This window comes from Serratia sp. JUb9 (genome assembly GCF_014298095.1).
GTDB classification, from domain to species: Bacteria; Pseudomonadota; Gammaproteobacteria; order Enterobacterales; family Enterobacteriaceae; genus Serratia_B; species Serratia_B rhizosphaerae.
Genome location: NZ_CP060416.1, coordinates 4,073,558 through 4,087,623, shown reverse-complemented (window position 1 = coordinate 4,087,623; position 14,066 = coordinate 4,073,558). Strand labels below are relative to the sequence as shown.

At 55.3% G+C, this 14,066-nt stretch carries 12 protein-coding genes and 4 tRNA genes; 14 read left to right on the top strand and 2 right to left on the bottom strand.

Features of this window, described 5'->3' with window-relative positions; all coding sequences use genetic code 11:
* Positions 1-108: 108 nt before the first annotated feature.
* Positions 109-1,200 (top strand): lytic murein transglycosylase B, encoded by a 1,092-nt coding sequence (gene mltB / locus HF675_RS19385; RefSeq protein ID WP_187043607.1) that lies wholly within the window; start codon positions 109-111, stop codon positions 1,198-1,200.
* Positions 1,201-1,238: 38 nt separating this feature from the next.
* Here the strand turns inward: mltB and HF675_RS19380 are convergent, their stop codons facing one another.
* Positions 1,239-2,642, bottom strand: a complete 1,404-nt coding sequence (locus HF675_RS19380) for an MFS transporter (RefSeq protein ID WP_187043606.1) — start codon at positions 2,640-2,642, stop codon at positions 1,239-1,241.
* A 237-nt stretch (positions 2,643-2,879) separates the two neighbouring features.
* Here HF675_RS19380 and pncC point away from each other — a divergent pair, with 237 nt between their 5' ends.
* The 13 genes from pncC to luxS all read left to right on the top strand — a co-directional run bounded on the left by pncC (position 2,880) and on the right by luxS (position 12,671).
* Positions 2,880-3,368, top strand: a complete 489-nt coding sequence (gene pncC, locus HF675_RS19375) for a nicotinamide-nucleotide amidase (RefSeq protein WP_187043605.1) — start codon at positions 2,880-2,882, stop codon at positions 3,366-3,368.
* Between the two features lie 112 nt (positions 3,369-3,480).
* Positions 3,481-4,533: a recombinase RecA gene (gene recA / locus HF675_RS19370; protein WP_111737702.1), complete on the top strand. Its 1,053-nt coding sequence runs from the start codon at positions 3,481-3,483 to the stop codon at positions 4,531-4,533.
* A 61-nt stretch (positions 4,534-4,594) separates the two neighbouring features.
* Entirely contained in the window at positions 4,595-5,125 is a 531-nt protein-coding gene (gene recX, locus HF675_RS19365) for a recombination regulator RecX (protein ID WP_187043604.1), read from the top strand.
* 134 nt (positions 5,126-5,259) lie between these two features.
* Positions 5,260-7,887, top strand: a complete 2,628-nt coding sequence (gene alaS / locus HF675_RS19360; RefSeq protein ID WP_105229843.1) for an alanine--tRNA ligase — start codon at positions 5,260-5,262, stop codon at positions 7,885-7,887.
* Between the two features lie 252 nt (positions 7,888-8,139).
* Complete coding sequence (gene csrA / locus HF675_RS19355) at positions 8,140-8,325, top strand: carbon storage regulator CsrA (RefSeq protein ID WP_004091602.1); 186 nt, start codon at positions 8,140-8,142, stop codon at positions 8,323-8,325.
* Between the two features lie 312 nt (positions 8,326-8,637).
* A tRNA-Ser gene (locus HF675_RS19350) sits at positions 8,638-8,730 on the top strand.
* Between the two features lie 3 nt (positions 8,731-8,733).
* Positions 8,734-8,810 (top strand) — tRNA-Arg (locus tag HF675_RS19345).
* A 107-nt stretch (positions 8,811-8,917) separates the two neighbouring features.
* A tRNA-Arg gene (locus tag HF675_RS19340) sits at positions 8,918-8,994 on the top strand.
* Positions 8,995-9,044: 50 nt separating this feature from the next.
* Positions 9,045-9,121: transfer RNA gene (locus tag HF675_RS19335), tRNA-Arg, on the top strand.
* Positions 9,122-9,283: 162 nt separating this feature from the next.
* A complete protein-coding gene (yqaB, locus tag HF675_RS19330) occupies positions 9,284-9,850 on the top strand; it encodes a fructose-1-phosphate/6-phosphogluconate phosphatase (protein ID WP_187043603.1) in 567 nt (188 codons plus the stop codon).
* The gene (locus HF675_RS19325) at positions 9,847-10,275 is read left to right on the top strand and encodes a YqaA family protein (RefSeq protein WP_187043602.1); all 429 of its coding nucleotides are present in this window, start codon (positions 9,847-9,849) and stop codon (positions 10,273-10,275) included. The genes yqaB and HF675_RS19325 overlap by 4 nt, the downstream gene beginning before the upstream one ends.
* Positions 10,276-10,386: 111 nt before the next feature.
* Positions 10,387-11,988, top strand: coding sequence for a glutamate--cysteine ligase (gene gshA, locus HF675_RS19320; RefSeq protein WP_187043601.1), 1,602 nt, complete (start codon positions 10,387-10,389; stop codon positions 11,986-11,988).
* Positions 11,989-12,155: 167 nt separating this feature from the next.
* Positions 12,156-12,671, top strand: coding sequence for an S-ribosylhomocysteine lyase (gene luxS / locus HF675_RS19315; RefSeq protein ID WP_105229847.1), 516 nt, complete (start codon positions 12,156-12,158; stop codon positions 12,669-12,671).
* Positions 12,672-12,743: 72 nt separating this feature from the next.
* On the opposite strand, the gene HF675_RS19310 is transcribed toward luxS, so the two are convergent.
* Positions 12,744-14,033: an HlyC/CorC family transporter gene (locus tag HF675_RS19310; RefSeq protein ID WP_145961159.1), complete on the bottom strand. Its 1,290-nt coding sequence runs from the start codon at positions 14,031-14,033 to the stop codon at positions 12,744-12,746.
* Positions 14,034-14,066: the final 33 nt, after the last annotated feature.

Genomic DNA, 14,066 nt, shown 5'->3' with positions numbered 1-14,066 from the left:
AGACGGCGGTATTTCACTGATTATTTAACGCGGATATTCCTGTTTGTGCATCACCGTCTATGATTTACCATAACCAAAATTTTTTTAGCCTGGCTGTATGGATACCTGATGCGTCAATTTGCCCCTCTCATTCCTCTGGTTGTTTTGCTTTCCGCCTGCAGCAGCAAGCCGGAAAATACCACCCAGCCGCCGCAGAGCCGCACGGTGCAAGGCGGTTTCCTGCTGGAGGCCGATCACGTTAATCCGATGCTGTCCGGCGATTATGCCTATAACGCGGCGGCCCAGCGCTTTATCGACAAAATGGTGCGCGAGCACGGCTTTGATCGCCAACAGCTGCACGATGTTTTCGCGCAGACCAAACGCCTGGACTGGGTAATTCGTCTGATGGACCGTCAGGCGCCAAGGCCGACCGGCCAGCCGCCTTCCGGGCCGAATGGGGCCTGGCTGCGGTATCGTAATAAGTTTATTACGTCGGACAATATTCCCAACGGCGTGGCCTTCTGGAATCAGTATGCCGACGCGCTGGAGCGCGCTCACCGGGTATATGGCGTACCGCCGGAAATCATCGTCGGCATCATCGGGGTGGAAACACGTTGGGGGCGGGTGATGGGGAAAACGCGCATTATCGATGCGCTGGCGACGCTGTCCTTTGATTATCCCCGCCGTGCGACGTATTTTACCGGCGAGCTGGAAACTTTCCTGCTGATGGCGCGTAAAGAGCAGCGCGACCCGCTGGAGCTGCGCGGTTCTTATGCCGGCGCAATGGGATACGGCCAGTTTATGCCGTCCTCCTTTAAGGATTATGCGGTCGACTTTAACGGCGACGGACACATTAACCTGTGGGACCCTGAGGACGCGATCGGCAGCGTGGCGAACTATTTCCGCGCGCACGGCTGGCAGCGCGATGCGCCGGTAGCGGTGCCGGCCAGCGGCCAGGCCCCATATATGGAGCACGGCTTCAAGACCCGCTATACGGTCGGCGCCCTGCAGGCCGCGGGGCTGACGCCGCAGGGCGGGCTGGGCCATGACCAGGAGGTGAGTCTGCTGCGTCTGGATATGGGCAGCGACTATCAGTATTGGTTCGGTTTGCCTAACTTTTACACCATCACCCGCTATAACCACAGCACGCACTATGCGATGGCGGTATGGCAGTTGGGTGAGGCGGTCGGGCGCGAGCGGCACGGCGGCAGCGTATTCTGAACAGCAAAAAGGGCCGGTGACGGCCCTTTTTCTTTGTTCTACAGCATGGTGTAGGCTTTTTTCAGCCCGGTGTCCTCATCTGGGTCCGCTCCTTGGGCGGGCGTTTCTGCCGTTTCCTCATCCGTCGCTTCCGTATTCTCTGCGGCGGGTTCCGGTTCGACCGGATCCGGTGCGGCTTCCGGCGGCGGCATGGTGTCATGAATCGTTTGTTCATCGAAGGTCGGGTTCAACGCCGGCGACAGCGGCGAACTGACCAGGCTGTCCGGCATCGGAATGTGCGGCAGCGGCGCATCGTCGACAAACTGCGATTCATCCTCTTTCACCGTGCGGCTAAAGCCGACAATCAGCACGCCGCACAGGGCGAAAAATACATACAGAATATTGCCGCCCAGCGGCTGGATCAGCATGCCGACCGTCAGCGGCCCGATGCTGGCGCCCACGCCGAAGGCCATCAGCAGACAGGCCGCCAGTGACACACGGCGCTCCGGCTCGACCAGGTCGTTGGCCAGCGCCACCGCCAGCGGATACAGCGTAAACTGCAGCATGCTGACGACAAAACCGATAGCCAGCAGCAGCGGGAAAGTGATGTGCGGCAAAATCGCCAGCGGCAGCGCCGCTAACACCAGCAGAATAGCGTTAAGGCGCATCAGCAGCGTACGGTTGTAACGATCGGACAGCCAGCTCAAGGGGAACTGCGCCACCAGGCCGGCGAAAATCGCCAGCGCCATAAACAGGCCGGTATGTTGGGTACTTAAATTCTGCTGGCTGGTATACACCGGTGCCAGGCCGTAGAACGAGCCTACCACCATGCCGATAACCAACGTATTGGTCAGCACGCTGGGGATGTTGCGAATAAAGTAGAGCAGCTCCAGCGGCGCCGGCGACATATGGCGGACATTGGTGCGGGTGGTAAGGGCGATGGGCACCAGGCAGAGCGCGAAGCACAGGGCGATAATCAGCAGGGTGGTGATGCCCAGATCGGTTTGCAGCATCAGCACCACCTGGCCCAGAGACAGGCCCAGATAGGTGGCGGCCATATAGAAGCCGAAAACCACGCCGCGCTGATTGGATTCGGCCTGATCGTTAAGCCAGCTTTCCAGCACCATAAACTGGCACATCATGCACAGGCCGATAATCATCCGCAGCACCACCCAAATCGGGATGAATTCGGTCAAACCGTGCCCCAGCACCGCGGCGGTAATAATGCCCGCACAGGAGACGTAGGCGCGGATATGCCCGACGCGCGCAATCAAAAAATGACCGACCTTGCCGCCGATCACCAGCCCGATATAGTTGGCGGCGGTGATGGCACCGATCAGGCCGCCGGTGACGTGAATCGAGGTCAGGCGCAAAGAGATATAAGTGGTCAGCAGCCCGGAGCCAAGCAGCATCAGCAGCGTTGTGGTATATAACGGAAAGAATACGCCAAACGTTTTTTTCACTCGCTCATCCTATCGTCATCGGCGCTGATTATTGCCCGGCCACCAGCATCCTTGTTGTGTGCGCTATTGCGTTCCGCCCGTTACCTGGGCGCATTCTCTGATACTAGCAGTTTGCTCTGCGGCTTCAAACCTTGCCGGTTTTGCGCGTCGCTGCGCAATTCATTGAGCCCGCCCTCGCCGGCGCTTGATAAATGCTACTATCGGACGCATATAGCGATGATTCATTGAGGAGGCGTTATGAGCGAAGAGAGCCTGCATAAACTTAGCGTGGCCGTCGGCGAAAAATTAAAGGCAGGCGGACGCTGGATCACGGCGGCGGAGTCCTGCACCGGCGGCGGCATTGCCAAGGCGATTACCGATATCGCCGGCAGCTCCGCCTATTTCGACCGCGGTTTCGTGACCTACAGCAACCGGGCGAAGCACCAACTGCTGGGCGTATCCGAGGGGACGCTGCAGGTGCATGGCGCGGTCAGCGAAGCGGTAGTGCGTGAGATGGCGCAGGGCGCGCTGCATGCGGCGGACGCCGATATCGCGCTGTCGGTCAGCGGCATCGCCGGGCCGGATGGCGGCAGCGCGGCGAAACCGGTCGGCACCGTATGGTTTGGCTTTGCCGAGCGTTCGGGGCGGGTGTTGGCGTGCGAAAGGCATTTCAGCGGCGATCGTGACGCCGTCCGGCTGCAGGCGACGGTTTTCGCGCTGCAAACCGTGCTCGATGAATTTTTGTAAAATTAGGCTTGATACTGTATGACTGTACAGTATAATTAGTGACATTTCCTGCACAACATACATTCAGTGGCAGTGTGGGGTAAAACCGACATTGCGTAACGAAGGAGCAAAAATGGCTATTGATGAGAACAAGCAAAAGGCGTTAGCTGCGGCACTGGGCCAGATTGAAAAACAATTCGGCAAAGGCTCCATCATGCGTCTGGGTGAAGACCGTTCCATGGACGTGGAAACGATCTCTACCGGCTCACTGTCACTTGATATCGCACTGGGCGCTGGCGGCCTGCCGATGGGCCGTATCGTAGAAATCTACGGGCCGGAATCTTCTGGTAAAACCACCCTGACGCTGCAGGTTATCGCCGCCGCGCAACGTGAAGGCAAAACCTGCGCCTTTATCGATGCCGAACACGCGCTGGATCCGGTGTATGCGAAAAAGCTGGGCGTAGATATTGATAATCTGCTGTGTTCTCAGCCAGACACCGGCGAGCAGGCGCTGGAAATCTGTGACGCGCTGACCCGCTCCGGCGCGGTTGACGTGATCATCGTCGACTCCGTTGCGGCGCTGACGCCAAAAGCGGAAATCGAAGGTGAAATCGGTGATTCGCACATGGGCCTGGCGGCGCGTATGATGAGCCAGGCGATGCGTAAGCTGGCCGGTAACCTGAAAAACGCCAACACGCTGCTGATCTTCATCAACCAGATCCGTATGAAAATTGGTGTGATGTTCGGCAACCCGGAAACCACCACTGGCGGTAACGCGCTGAAGTTCTATGCCTCTGTTCGTCTGGATATCCGCCGTATCGGCGCGATTAAAGAGGGCGATGAAGTGGTTGGCAGCGAAACCCGCGTCAAAGTGGTGAAGAACAAGGTTGCCGCGCCGTTCAAACAGGCCGAGTTCCAGATCATGTACGGCGAAGGCATCAACAGCCGTGGTGAATTGATTGACCTGGGCGTGAAGCACAAGATGATTGAAAAAGCTGGCGCCTGGTACAGCTACAACGGTGATAAAATCGGCCAGGGTAAGGCGAATGCCTGTAACTTCCTGAAGGAAAACCCGGCGATCGCTGCCGAGTTGGACAAGAAATTGCGCGATCTGCTGCTACACAGCAGCACCGTTGAAGCTGATGAAGGCTTTGATGGCGAAGCCGAAACCAGCGAAGAGTTTTAATCGCGACAGAGGCGATACGTTCTGATTCTGACGTATCGCCGCACGCCAAGGTTGTAATCCTATGAACGAACGGGTTTCCCAAAAGCCTGGAAACACGCAGAATGACCTGCTAAGCCGCGCGATGCGCATACTGTCACAACGCGATCATAGTGAAGATGAACTGCGCCGCAAGCTGACGGCGCAGCCGTTTTTCTCCCGTGCTAAATTCTCCGACAAAGCCTCTTCCCCATCTTGCGATGAACCCATTGACCCAGCCGTTGTCGAACAAGTCATTGATTATTGCTATCAGCATAATTGGTTGGACGATCGGCGTTTTGCGACGCGTTATATCGGCAGCCGCAGCCGTAAAGGCTACGGTGCCCAGCGTATTCGTTCCGAGCTGATGCAAAAGGGTGTAGATAAAGAGGTGGTGCAGACGGCGTTGGCCGAATGTGACATCGACTGGTGTGAACAGGCCAAAGAGGTTGCGCAGCGTAAGTTTGGCGACCCGTTGCCGAAAGAGTGGAAAGACAAAGCCAAAGTGCAGCGTTATCTGCTTTATCGCGGCTTTTTTCAGGAAGAAATTCAGTCGATTTACCGTGATTTTGCGTAATCATCGCACACGGGGTTTTACTTCCCTCTGAAGAAAATTTATCTTATCCCCACTTTGTTCGTGAGCAGGCTGCCATCGTAAGGATGACGCGCGCCCTGTTCACGTATCGTTATTCTAGTCTTTCCGGGAAAAATATGAGCAAGAGCACCGCTGAGATCCGTCAAGCGTTTCTCGATTTCTTTCATAGTAAAGGTCATCAGGTCGTAGCAAGCAGCTCCCTGGTGCCTAACAATGATCCGACGTTGCTGTTTACCAACGCCGGTATGAACCAATTCAAAGATGTTTTCCTGGGGCTGGACAAACGCGCCTATACCCGCGCGACCACCTCTCAGCGCTGCGTTCGCGCGGGTGGTAAGCATAATGACCTGGAAAACGTCGGTTACACCGCTCGTCACCACACCTTCTTCGAAATGCTGGGCAATTTCAGCTTCGGTGATTACTTCAAACGTGATGCTATCGCCTATGCCTGGGAGCTGCTGACCGGTGAAAACTGGTTTAACCTGCCGAAAGAAAAGCTGTGGGTGACCGTCTACGAAACCGATGATGAAGCGTTTGATATCTGGCAGAACGAAATCGGTATTCCTGCCGAACGCATCATTCGCATCGGCGACAACAAGGGGGCGCCATTTGCTTCCGATAACTTCTGGCAGATGGGCGACACCGGCCCGTGCGGTCCGTGCACCGAAATTTTCTACGATCACGGCGATCATATCTGGGGTGGCCCTCCGGGGAGTCCGGAAGAGGATGGTGACCGTTATATCGAGATCTGGAATATCGTCTTCATGCAGTTCAACCGGCAGGTTGACGGCACAATGTTGCCGTTGCCTAAACCGTCGGTGGATACCGGCATGGGGCTGGAGCGCATTACCGCGGTACTGCAACACGTTAATTCCAACTACGAAATCGACCTGTTCCGCACCTTGATCGCTGCGGTCGCCAAAGTGACCGGCGCGACCGATCTGGATAACAAATCTCTGCGCGTTATCGCCGACCATATTCGTTCTTGCGCTTTCCTGGTTTCCGATGGCGTTATCCCGTCTAACGAAAACCGTGGCTATGTACTGCGCCGCATTATTCGTCGCGCGGTACGTCACGGCAATATGCTGGGGGCGAAAGAGACCTTCTTCTATAAACTGGTTGCACCGTTAATCGAGGTGATGGGGCCGGCAGCCGAAGAGCTGAAGAGCCAGCAGGCGATGGTCGAGCAGGTGCTGAAAACAGAAGAAGAGCAGTTTGCCCGTACGCTGGAGCGTGGTCTGGCGCTGCTGGACGATGAGCTGTCCAAGTTGCAGGGCGATACGTTGGATGGCGAAACGGCTTTCCGTCTGTATGACACCTACGGCTTCCCGGTTGACCTGACCGCTGACGTTTGCCGCGAGCGCGGTCTGAAAGTTGATGAGGCCGGTTTTGACGAGGCGATGGAAGCGCAGCGCCGCCGTGCTCGTGAATCCAGCGGTTTTGGTGCGGATTACAACAGCATGATTCGCGTTGATGGTGCCAGCGAGTTCTGCGGCTATGACCATGATAAGCAGCAGGCCAAGGTTACCGCGCTGTTCCGTGATGGCCAGCCCGTTGATGCTATCGCTGCCGGTGAAGAAGCCGTGGTGGTGCTGGACAGTACGCCGTTTTATGGTGAGTCTGGCGGCCAGGTTGGCGATAAAGGCGTGTTGAAAGCTTCGGCGGCGGAATTTGTCGTCGGCGATACGCAAAAATATGGTCAGGCGCTCGGCCATCAGGGCAAATTGGTACAAGGTTCGCTGAAGGTCGGCGACAGCGTTGCCGCCGAGATTGACCAGGCGCGTCGTAACCGCATTCGCCTGAACCACTCTGCCACTCACCTGCTGCACGCGGCGTTACGCCAGGTGCTGGGCGAACACGTAGCGCAGAAAGGCTCACTGGTTAACGATAAGTATCTGCGTTTCGACTTCTCTCATTTTGAAGCGATAAAACCTGAACAGCTGCGTGCGGTGGAAGATTTGGTCAACCAGCAGATTCGTCGTAATCTGCCGGTGCAGACCGAGGTGATGGCGCTGGATGATGCAAAAGAGAAGGGCGCCATGGCGCTGTTTGGTGAGAAGTACGACGACCATGTGCGCGTACTGACCATGGGCGACTTCTCTACCGAGCTTTGCGGCGGTACGCATGCGGCCCGCACCGGCGATATCGGCCTGTTCCGTATTCAGAGCGAGTCTGGTACGGCTGCGGGGATTCGTCGTATTGAAGCGGTAACCGGCGAAGGTGCAATTGCTTCACTGCATCAGCAGAGTGATTTACTGCAGGAGGTTGCCCACCTGGTGAAAGGTGATAGCAACAACCTGACGGACAAAGTGCGTGCGGTGCTCGATCGCTCTCGCGTGCTGGAAAAAGAGCTGCAACAGCTTAAAGACCAGCAGGCGGCGTCGGAAAGCGCTTCACTGTCCAGCAAAGCGCAATTGGTCAACGGTGTGAAACTGCTGGTTAGCCAGTTGGATAACGTCGAACCGAAAATGCTGCGAACCATGGTTGACGATCTGAAAAATCAACTGGGTTCTGCAATCATCGTTCTGGCTACGGTTGCTGACGGTAAAGTCAGCCTGATTGCTGGCGTGACCAAAGATCTGACCGACCGGGTAAAAGCCGGCGAGCTGATTGGCAGCGTCGCCCAGCAGGTAGGTGGCAAGGGCGGTGGTCGTCCGGATATGGCGCAAGCGGGGGGAAGCGACGTCAACGCCTTGCCTGCGGCATTAGGCAGCGTAGAAGCCTGGGTGGCTTCGAAACTGTGAATATAAATAAATAGCCTCGCTGAACGCCATAACTCATTGTTGATTATGGCGTTTTTTCAGCGTGCTAAAACAATGTGGTTATAATAACGGGAACAAAGTTTTTCAGGTCGGCTAAACTTATCATTAACTGGGGTGATACCAAGTCTACTTACATTTACTGTGGGTTTTATGGCTTACTTTTTCACCACATATGATGGATAATGGCGGGGAAACTGAGAGACCCGACTCTTTTAATCTTTCAAGGAGCAAAGAATGTTAATTCTGACTCGTCGAGTTGGTGAAACCCTCATGATTGGCGATGAGGTTACGGTCACAGTGCTAGGGGTAAAAGGCAACCAGGTTCGTATTGGTGTGAATGCTCCGAAAGAAGTGTCCGTACACCGGGAAGAAATCTATCAACGTATCCAGGCAGAGAAGTCTCAGCAGACGACTTACTGATTTCAATCGTAGCGTCTCGTTGCCTAACGGGACGCTTCTGCCTTTTTTCTCCTTTCCGACGCCGTTTTTCTTCCCCTCGCTGATAATTTTTTCTCTGAGCGCTATTCAGGTTGTTGCACGGATATCGCCGTTTGTCTGTTGATAAAACACCCTTTTTGCCGTGTAATTGCCCATATTGCCTGCGAAGTGTGCAAACAAAAATAAGTTGGGAAAAATTGTTTGACTTATAAGTCGGGGAAAGTAATATGTGCGCCACGCAGTGCTGATGAGCTTCTCTAAAGCGAGTTAGGCACAATTCGAAAGAAGCGTGTTGGTGAGGTGGCCGAGAGGCTGAAGGCGCTCCCCTGCTAAGGGAGTATGCGGTCAAAAGCTGCATCCGGGGTTCGAATCCCCGCCTCACCGCCATTTGCATCCGTAGCTCAGCTGGATAGAGTACTCGGCTACGAACCGAGCGGTCGGAGGTTCGAATCCTCCCGGATGCACCATATTTAGACATGTGTTTGAACGTCGTAATTCAGACCTGTGTCACGCCATAGAGCAGTATGGTAGGGTGAGTAACAAAATACCATACGGTATCAAAAAGAATTACTGTGCATCCGTAGCTCAGCTGGATAGAGTACTCGGCTACGAACCGAGCGGTCGGAGGTTCGAATCCTCCCGGATGCACCATTCTTCAAGTCTTTCCTGATTGTCTTGTCAGGCAAGCAAAAATAGACAATGCATCCGTAGCTCAGCTGGATAGAGTACTCGGCTACGAACCGAGCGGTCGGAGGTTCGAATCCTCCCGGATGCACCATCTAAGAGAAACCCGCTTCGGCGGGTTTTTCGCTTTCTGCAAACCGCTCCCGTTCTGAAACCCTTACCCACAACGCGGCATTTTCCGACATCACGCGATCGGCGACAATTTCTCTGCTTTGCGATAAAGTAGTTTTCTTTCCTCAATGATCATGGAGTAACGATGTACGATCGCTACCAAGGTCTGATCTTTGACATGGACGGCACGATTCTGGATACCGAACCCACACACCGGCAAGCGTGGCGTGACGTGCTGGGGCGCTATGGCATGACATTTGACGAGTCTGCCGTGGTGGCGCTGAACGGTTCGCCGTCCTGGCGCATCGCCGAGGCGATTCTTGCCGCTCAGCAGGCCGATCTCGATCCTCATCAGCTTGCCGCGGAGAAAACTCGTGCGGTAGAAGCGATGTTGCTCGATAGCGTGCGTCCGTTGCCGTTGGTTGAGGTGGTGAAGTCTTATCACGGGCGCCGCCCAATGGCGGTGGGCACCGGCAGTGAACACCGTATGGCGGAGAGACTGCTGCGTCATCTGGGGCTGTATCAGTGCTTTGACGCGATTGTCGGTGCCGATGACGTCCAGCGTCACAAGCCGGAGCCGGACACCTTCCTGCGCTGTGCGGAGTTGATCGGCGTAGCGCCGGAACAGTGCGTAGTGTTTGAAGACGCCGACTTCGGCATTCAGGCGGCACGCAGCGCCAATATGGCGGTGGTAGACGTCCGTACGTTGTGAGTAGTACGCTAACGCTATTTTCATTATTCGGCAGCAGTTTTCTCAGTGCGACGCTGCTGCCGGGAAATTCAGAAATTCTTTTGGTCGCCTTGCTGACTAAAAGCCGTGTTGCACCGGAATGGCTGGTGCTGGCGGCTGCTTTGGGCAATACGCTTGGCGGACTGACGAATGTGATTATCGGGCGCCTGTTACCGGCGTTGAAGCCGCAACGCGGGCTGGAAATGGCACTGCGCTGGTTACAACGCTTTGGCCCGGCTGCGCTGTTGCTCAGTTGGTTGCCGGTAGTGGGTGATTTGTTGTGCGTGTTGGCAGGCTGGCTGCGCATGCCATGGGGATCTGTTGTGCTGTTTCTGGCGATCGGAAAGGCGCTGCGTTACGTCATTTTGACTATGATAACGCTACAGGGGATTTCCTGGTGGCACTAACGAAGTTAAACATAACCCCGGAAGGTTTCAGATTGATGGCGGACTGCGCATGCGTTGCCGCAACTGAAATTAGCGGGAATGAATACAATATTCTTCGGGCGTGGTTTTAGTATGCTTACGAGTAATCGTTTTTTGGAGCGGGAGGTCAATTTGATCCCGGACGTATCACAGGCGCTTTCTTGGTTGGAAGCCCACCCTCAGGCATTAAAAGGCATCCGCCGCGGTATTGAGCGTGAAACGCTACGCGTGACGGCGGATGGCAAGCTGGCGACAACCGGACATCCGGAACATCTGGGGGCGGCATTAACGCACCATTGGATTACCACGGACTTTGCCGAAGCGCTGTTAGAGTTTATTACGCCGGTTGATGACAATATCGATCACCTGCTGACGTTTTTACGCGACATCCACCGCTATGTGGCGCGCAATATTGGCGAAGAGCGTATGTGGCCGCTGAGTATGCCGTGTTTTATCGGCGCTGAGCAGGATATTGAACTGGCGCAGTTCGGTTCATCAAATATCGGCCGGATGAAAACGCTGTACCGCGAAGGGCTGAAGAATCGCTATGGCGCCTTGATGCAGACCATCTCCGGCGTTCACTATAACTTCTCGCTGCCGATGGAGTTCTGGCAGGCCTGGGCGGGGGTTGAGGATGCGGAAAGTGGCAAAGAGCAAATCTCCGCCGGTTATTTCCGTCTGATCCGCAACTATTACCGGTTCGGCTGGGTGATCCCTTATCTGTTTGGTGCATCGCCGGCTATTTGCTCCTCGTTCCTGAAAGGGCGGGAAACCTCGCTGCCGTTTGAAAGCAACGGACGCGGCATGCTGTATCTGCCGTATGCAACCTCGCTGCGTCTGAGCGACCTGGGTTATACCAACAAGTCGCAAAGCAATCTGGGTATTACCTTCAATGACCTGCACAGCTATGTCCAGGGGTTGAAAAAGGCGATTGCGACGCCGTCGGAAGAGTTTGCTCAGTTAGGCGTGAAACAAGGCGACCATTATCTGCAGCTGAACACCAATGTGCTGCAGATTGAAAATGAGCTGTATGCGCCGATTCGTCCCAAGCGCGTGACCCGCAGCGGCGAAACGCCGTCCGATGCCTTGCTGCGCGGCGGTATTGAATATATTGAAGTGCGTTCGCTGGATATTAACCCATTCTCGCCGATTGGCGTTGATGCGGTACAGGCACGTTTCCTTGACCTGTTCCTGATCTGGTGCACCCTGGCGGATGCGCCGGAAATGAGCAGCGATGAACTGCTGTGTACGCGTAAAAACTGGAACCGGGTGATTCTGGAAGGCCGTAAACCGGGGCAAACCATCGGCATCGGTTGTAACGATACGCGTAAGCCGCTGGTGCAGGTGGGGAAAGCATTGTTTGCCGATCTGCGGCGCGTGGCGGAAGTGCTGGACAGCGAAGCCGGCGACCGGGCGTACCAGCAGGTGTGCGATCAACTGGTTGCCGCTTTTGACGATCCGGAGCAGACGTTCTCCGCCCGTATTTTAAAGGCGATGCTGGAAGACGGAACCGGTAAGGTGGGTCTTGAACTGGCGGAACATTATCGCCAGATGCTGCAGTCTGAACCGCTGGAAATTCTTAGCGACGAGCTGTTTACACAAGAATCACGTGAGTCATGGCAGCGACAGCGCGACGTAGAAGCGGCGGATACGCTAAGCTTTGAACAGTTCCTGAAGGCAAACGGCGGGGGCTGAAAAAGAAAAAGGCCACATCAATGTGGCCAAATATGCATCTCTGATGACAGGGATGATGATAACAAATGCGCGTCTTTCATATACTGAGACCCGCAGGGTGGGAAAAGGTTTCCTTGGATCGCTAAAAAAAATCCTAAATAATTTTTCTTTTACGAGGAGGTGACAACATGCCACTGCTGGATAGCTTTACCGTAGACCACACTCGCATGGCAGCCCCGGCTGTCCGCGTTGCGAAAACCATGAAAACTCCTCATGGCGATACCATCACCGTGTTTGACCTGCGTTTTTGCATCCCAAACAAAGAAGTGATGCCTGAGCGCGGTATCCATACGCTGGAGCACCTGTTCGCGGGCTTTATGCGTAATCACCTGAATGGCCAGGGCGTAGAGATCATTGATATCTCGCCGATGGGCTGTCGCACCGGCTTTTATATGAGCCTGATCGGCGTGCCGGACGAGCAACGCGTTGCCGACGCCTGGAAAGCGGCGATGGCGGACGTGCTGAAGGTGACCGACCAGCGTAAAATCCCTGAGCTGAATGAATTCCAGTGCGGGACTTACGAGATGCACTCGCTGCAGGAAGCGCAGGATATCGCCAAGCATATTCTGGATCGCGACGTGGTAGTGAACCGCAATGACGAACTGGCGCTGCCGGCAGATAAATTGCAGGAACTGCACATCTGATAGGACGCTGGCCGCAGGTAATAAAAAAGACGCGATTATCGCGTCTTTTTTATGGATGGCAGACAGAGGGCGCTAGCTATTTTGCACGCTCTCCTCCAGCGGCTTGATCGGCGTGACGCGCACCTGTTTAATCATGTTGTCCTGCACGTCCAGAATGTCAAAATCATAGTGGCCAATGCGGATGCGGGTGCCGCTTTCCGGAATCTCTTCCAGCTCTTCAAGCAGCAGTCCGTTGATGGTGCGCGCTTCAATGGCCGGCAGGTTCCAGTTGAAGGCCTTGTTCAGCTCCCGCACGTTGGCGGTGCCGTCGATCAGTACGGAACCGTCGCTTTGCGGCGTGACTTCCTCTGCCAGCGTCGGGGACATGGAGGTGGTAAAGTCGCCGACGATCTCTTCCAGGATATCCTCCACCGTGACCAGCCCCTGAATATCACCGTATTCATCAACGACGATGCCCACTTTCTCTTTATTCCGCTGGAATTTGACCAGCTGTACGTTCAGCGGCGTACCTTCCGGTACGTAGTAGATTTCGTCGGCGGCGCGCAGCAGATTTTCTTTATTAAACTCGTTCTTTTCCGTCATCAGGCGGTAGGCTTCACGCACGCGCAGCATGCCGATGGCGTCGTCCAGCGAATCGCGGTACAGCACGATGCGGCCGTGCGGCGAGTGCGTCAGCTGGCGCATGATGGACTTCCAGTCGTCATTGACGTCAATGCCCATGATCTCATTGCGCGGCACCATGATGTCTTCCACCGTGACCTTCTCCAGATCGAGCACCGAAATCAGCATATCCTGGTAGCGGCGTGAAATCTGCGAGTGGGATTCGTTCACAATGGTACGCAGCTCTTCTTTACTGACCGCGTCGCTGATTTGCTGGTTCATGCGGATGCCGAACAGCCGCAGCACCATGCTGGTAATGCCGTTAAGCACCCAGACCAGCGGGAACATCACTTTTTGCAGCGGCGCCAGCAGCATGCTGCTGGGGAACGCGATGCGCTCCGGATACAGGGCGGCAAAGGTTTTCGGCAGCACCTCGGCGAACAGCAGGACGGCGAAGGTGAGTACGCCGGTGGAAATGGCCACGCCCAGATCGCCGTACAGACGCATCCCGACGATGGTCGCCAACGCCGAGGCCAGAATGTTCACCAGGTTGTTGCCGATCAGCACTAGTCCGATCAGGCGGTCAGGCTTTTGCAGCAGCTTCTCTACCCGGCGGGCAGATCGGTTGCCCTGTTTGGAAAGGTGACGAAGACGATAGCGGTTGAGCGTCATCATGCCGGTTTCGGAAGCTGAAAAATAAGCGGAAACCACAATCATGATCACCAGAATGATGATTAGGGTGGCTGTCGAAACGTGCTCCAACGCGAGATTCCTTATATATGGAGAAAGATTGCC

Coding starts and splice junctions, on each gene's coding strand:
- alaS (WP_105229843.1), top strand. CDS start 5,260: ATGAGCAAGAGCACCGCTGAGATCCGTCAAGCGTTTCTCGATTTCTTT.
- yqaB (WP_187043603.1), top strand. CDS start 9,284: ATGTACGATCGCTACCAAGGTCTGATCTTTGACATGGACGGCACGATT.
- recX (WP_187043604.1), top strand. CDS start 4,595: ATGAACGAACGGGTTTCCCAAAAGCCTGGAAACACGCAGAATGACCTG.
- mltB (WP_187043607.1), top strand. CDS start 109: ATGCGTCAATTTGCCCCTCTCATTCCTCTGGTTGTTTTGCTTTCCGCC.
- luxS (WP_105229847.1), top strand. CDS start 12,156: ATGCCACTGCTGGATAGCTTTACCGTAGACCACACTCGCATGGCAGCC.
- recA (WP_111737702.1), top strand. CDS start 3,481: ATGGCTATTGATGAGAACAAGCAAAAGGCGTTAGCTGCGGCACTGGGC.
- pncC (WP_187043605.1), top strand. CDS start 2,880: ATGAGCGAAGAGAGCCTGCATAAACTTAGCGTGGCCGTCGGCGAAAAA.
- csrA (WP_004091602.1), top strand. CDS start 8,140: ATGTTAATTCTGACTCGTCGAGTTGGTGAAACCCTCATGATTGGCGAT.
- gshA (WP_187043601.1), top strand. CDS start 10,387: ATGCTTACGAGTAATCGTTTTTTGGAGCGGGAGGTCAATTTGATCCCG.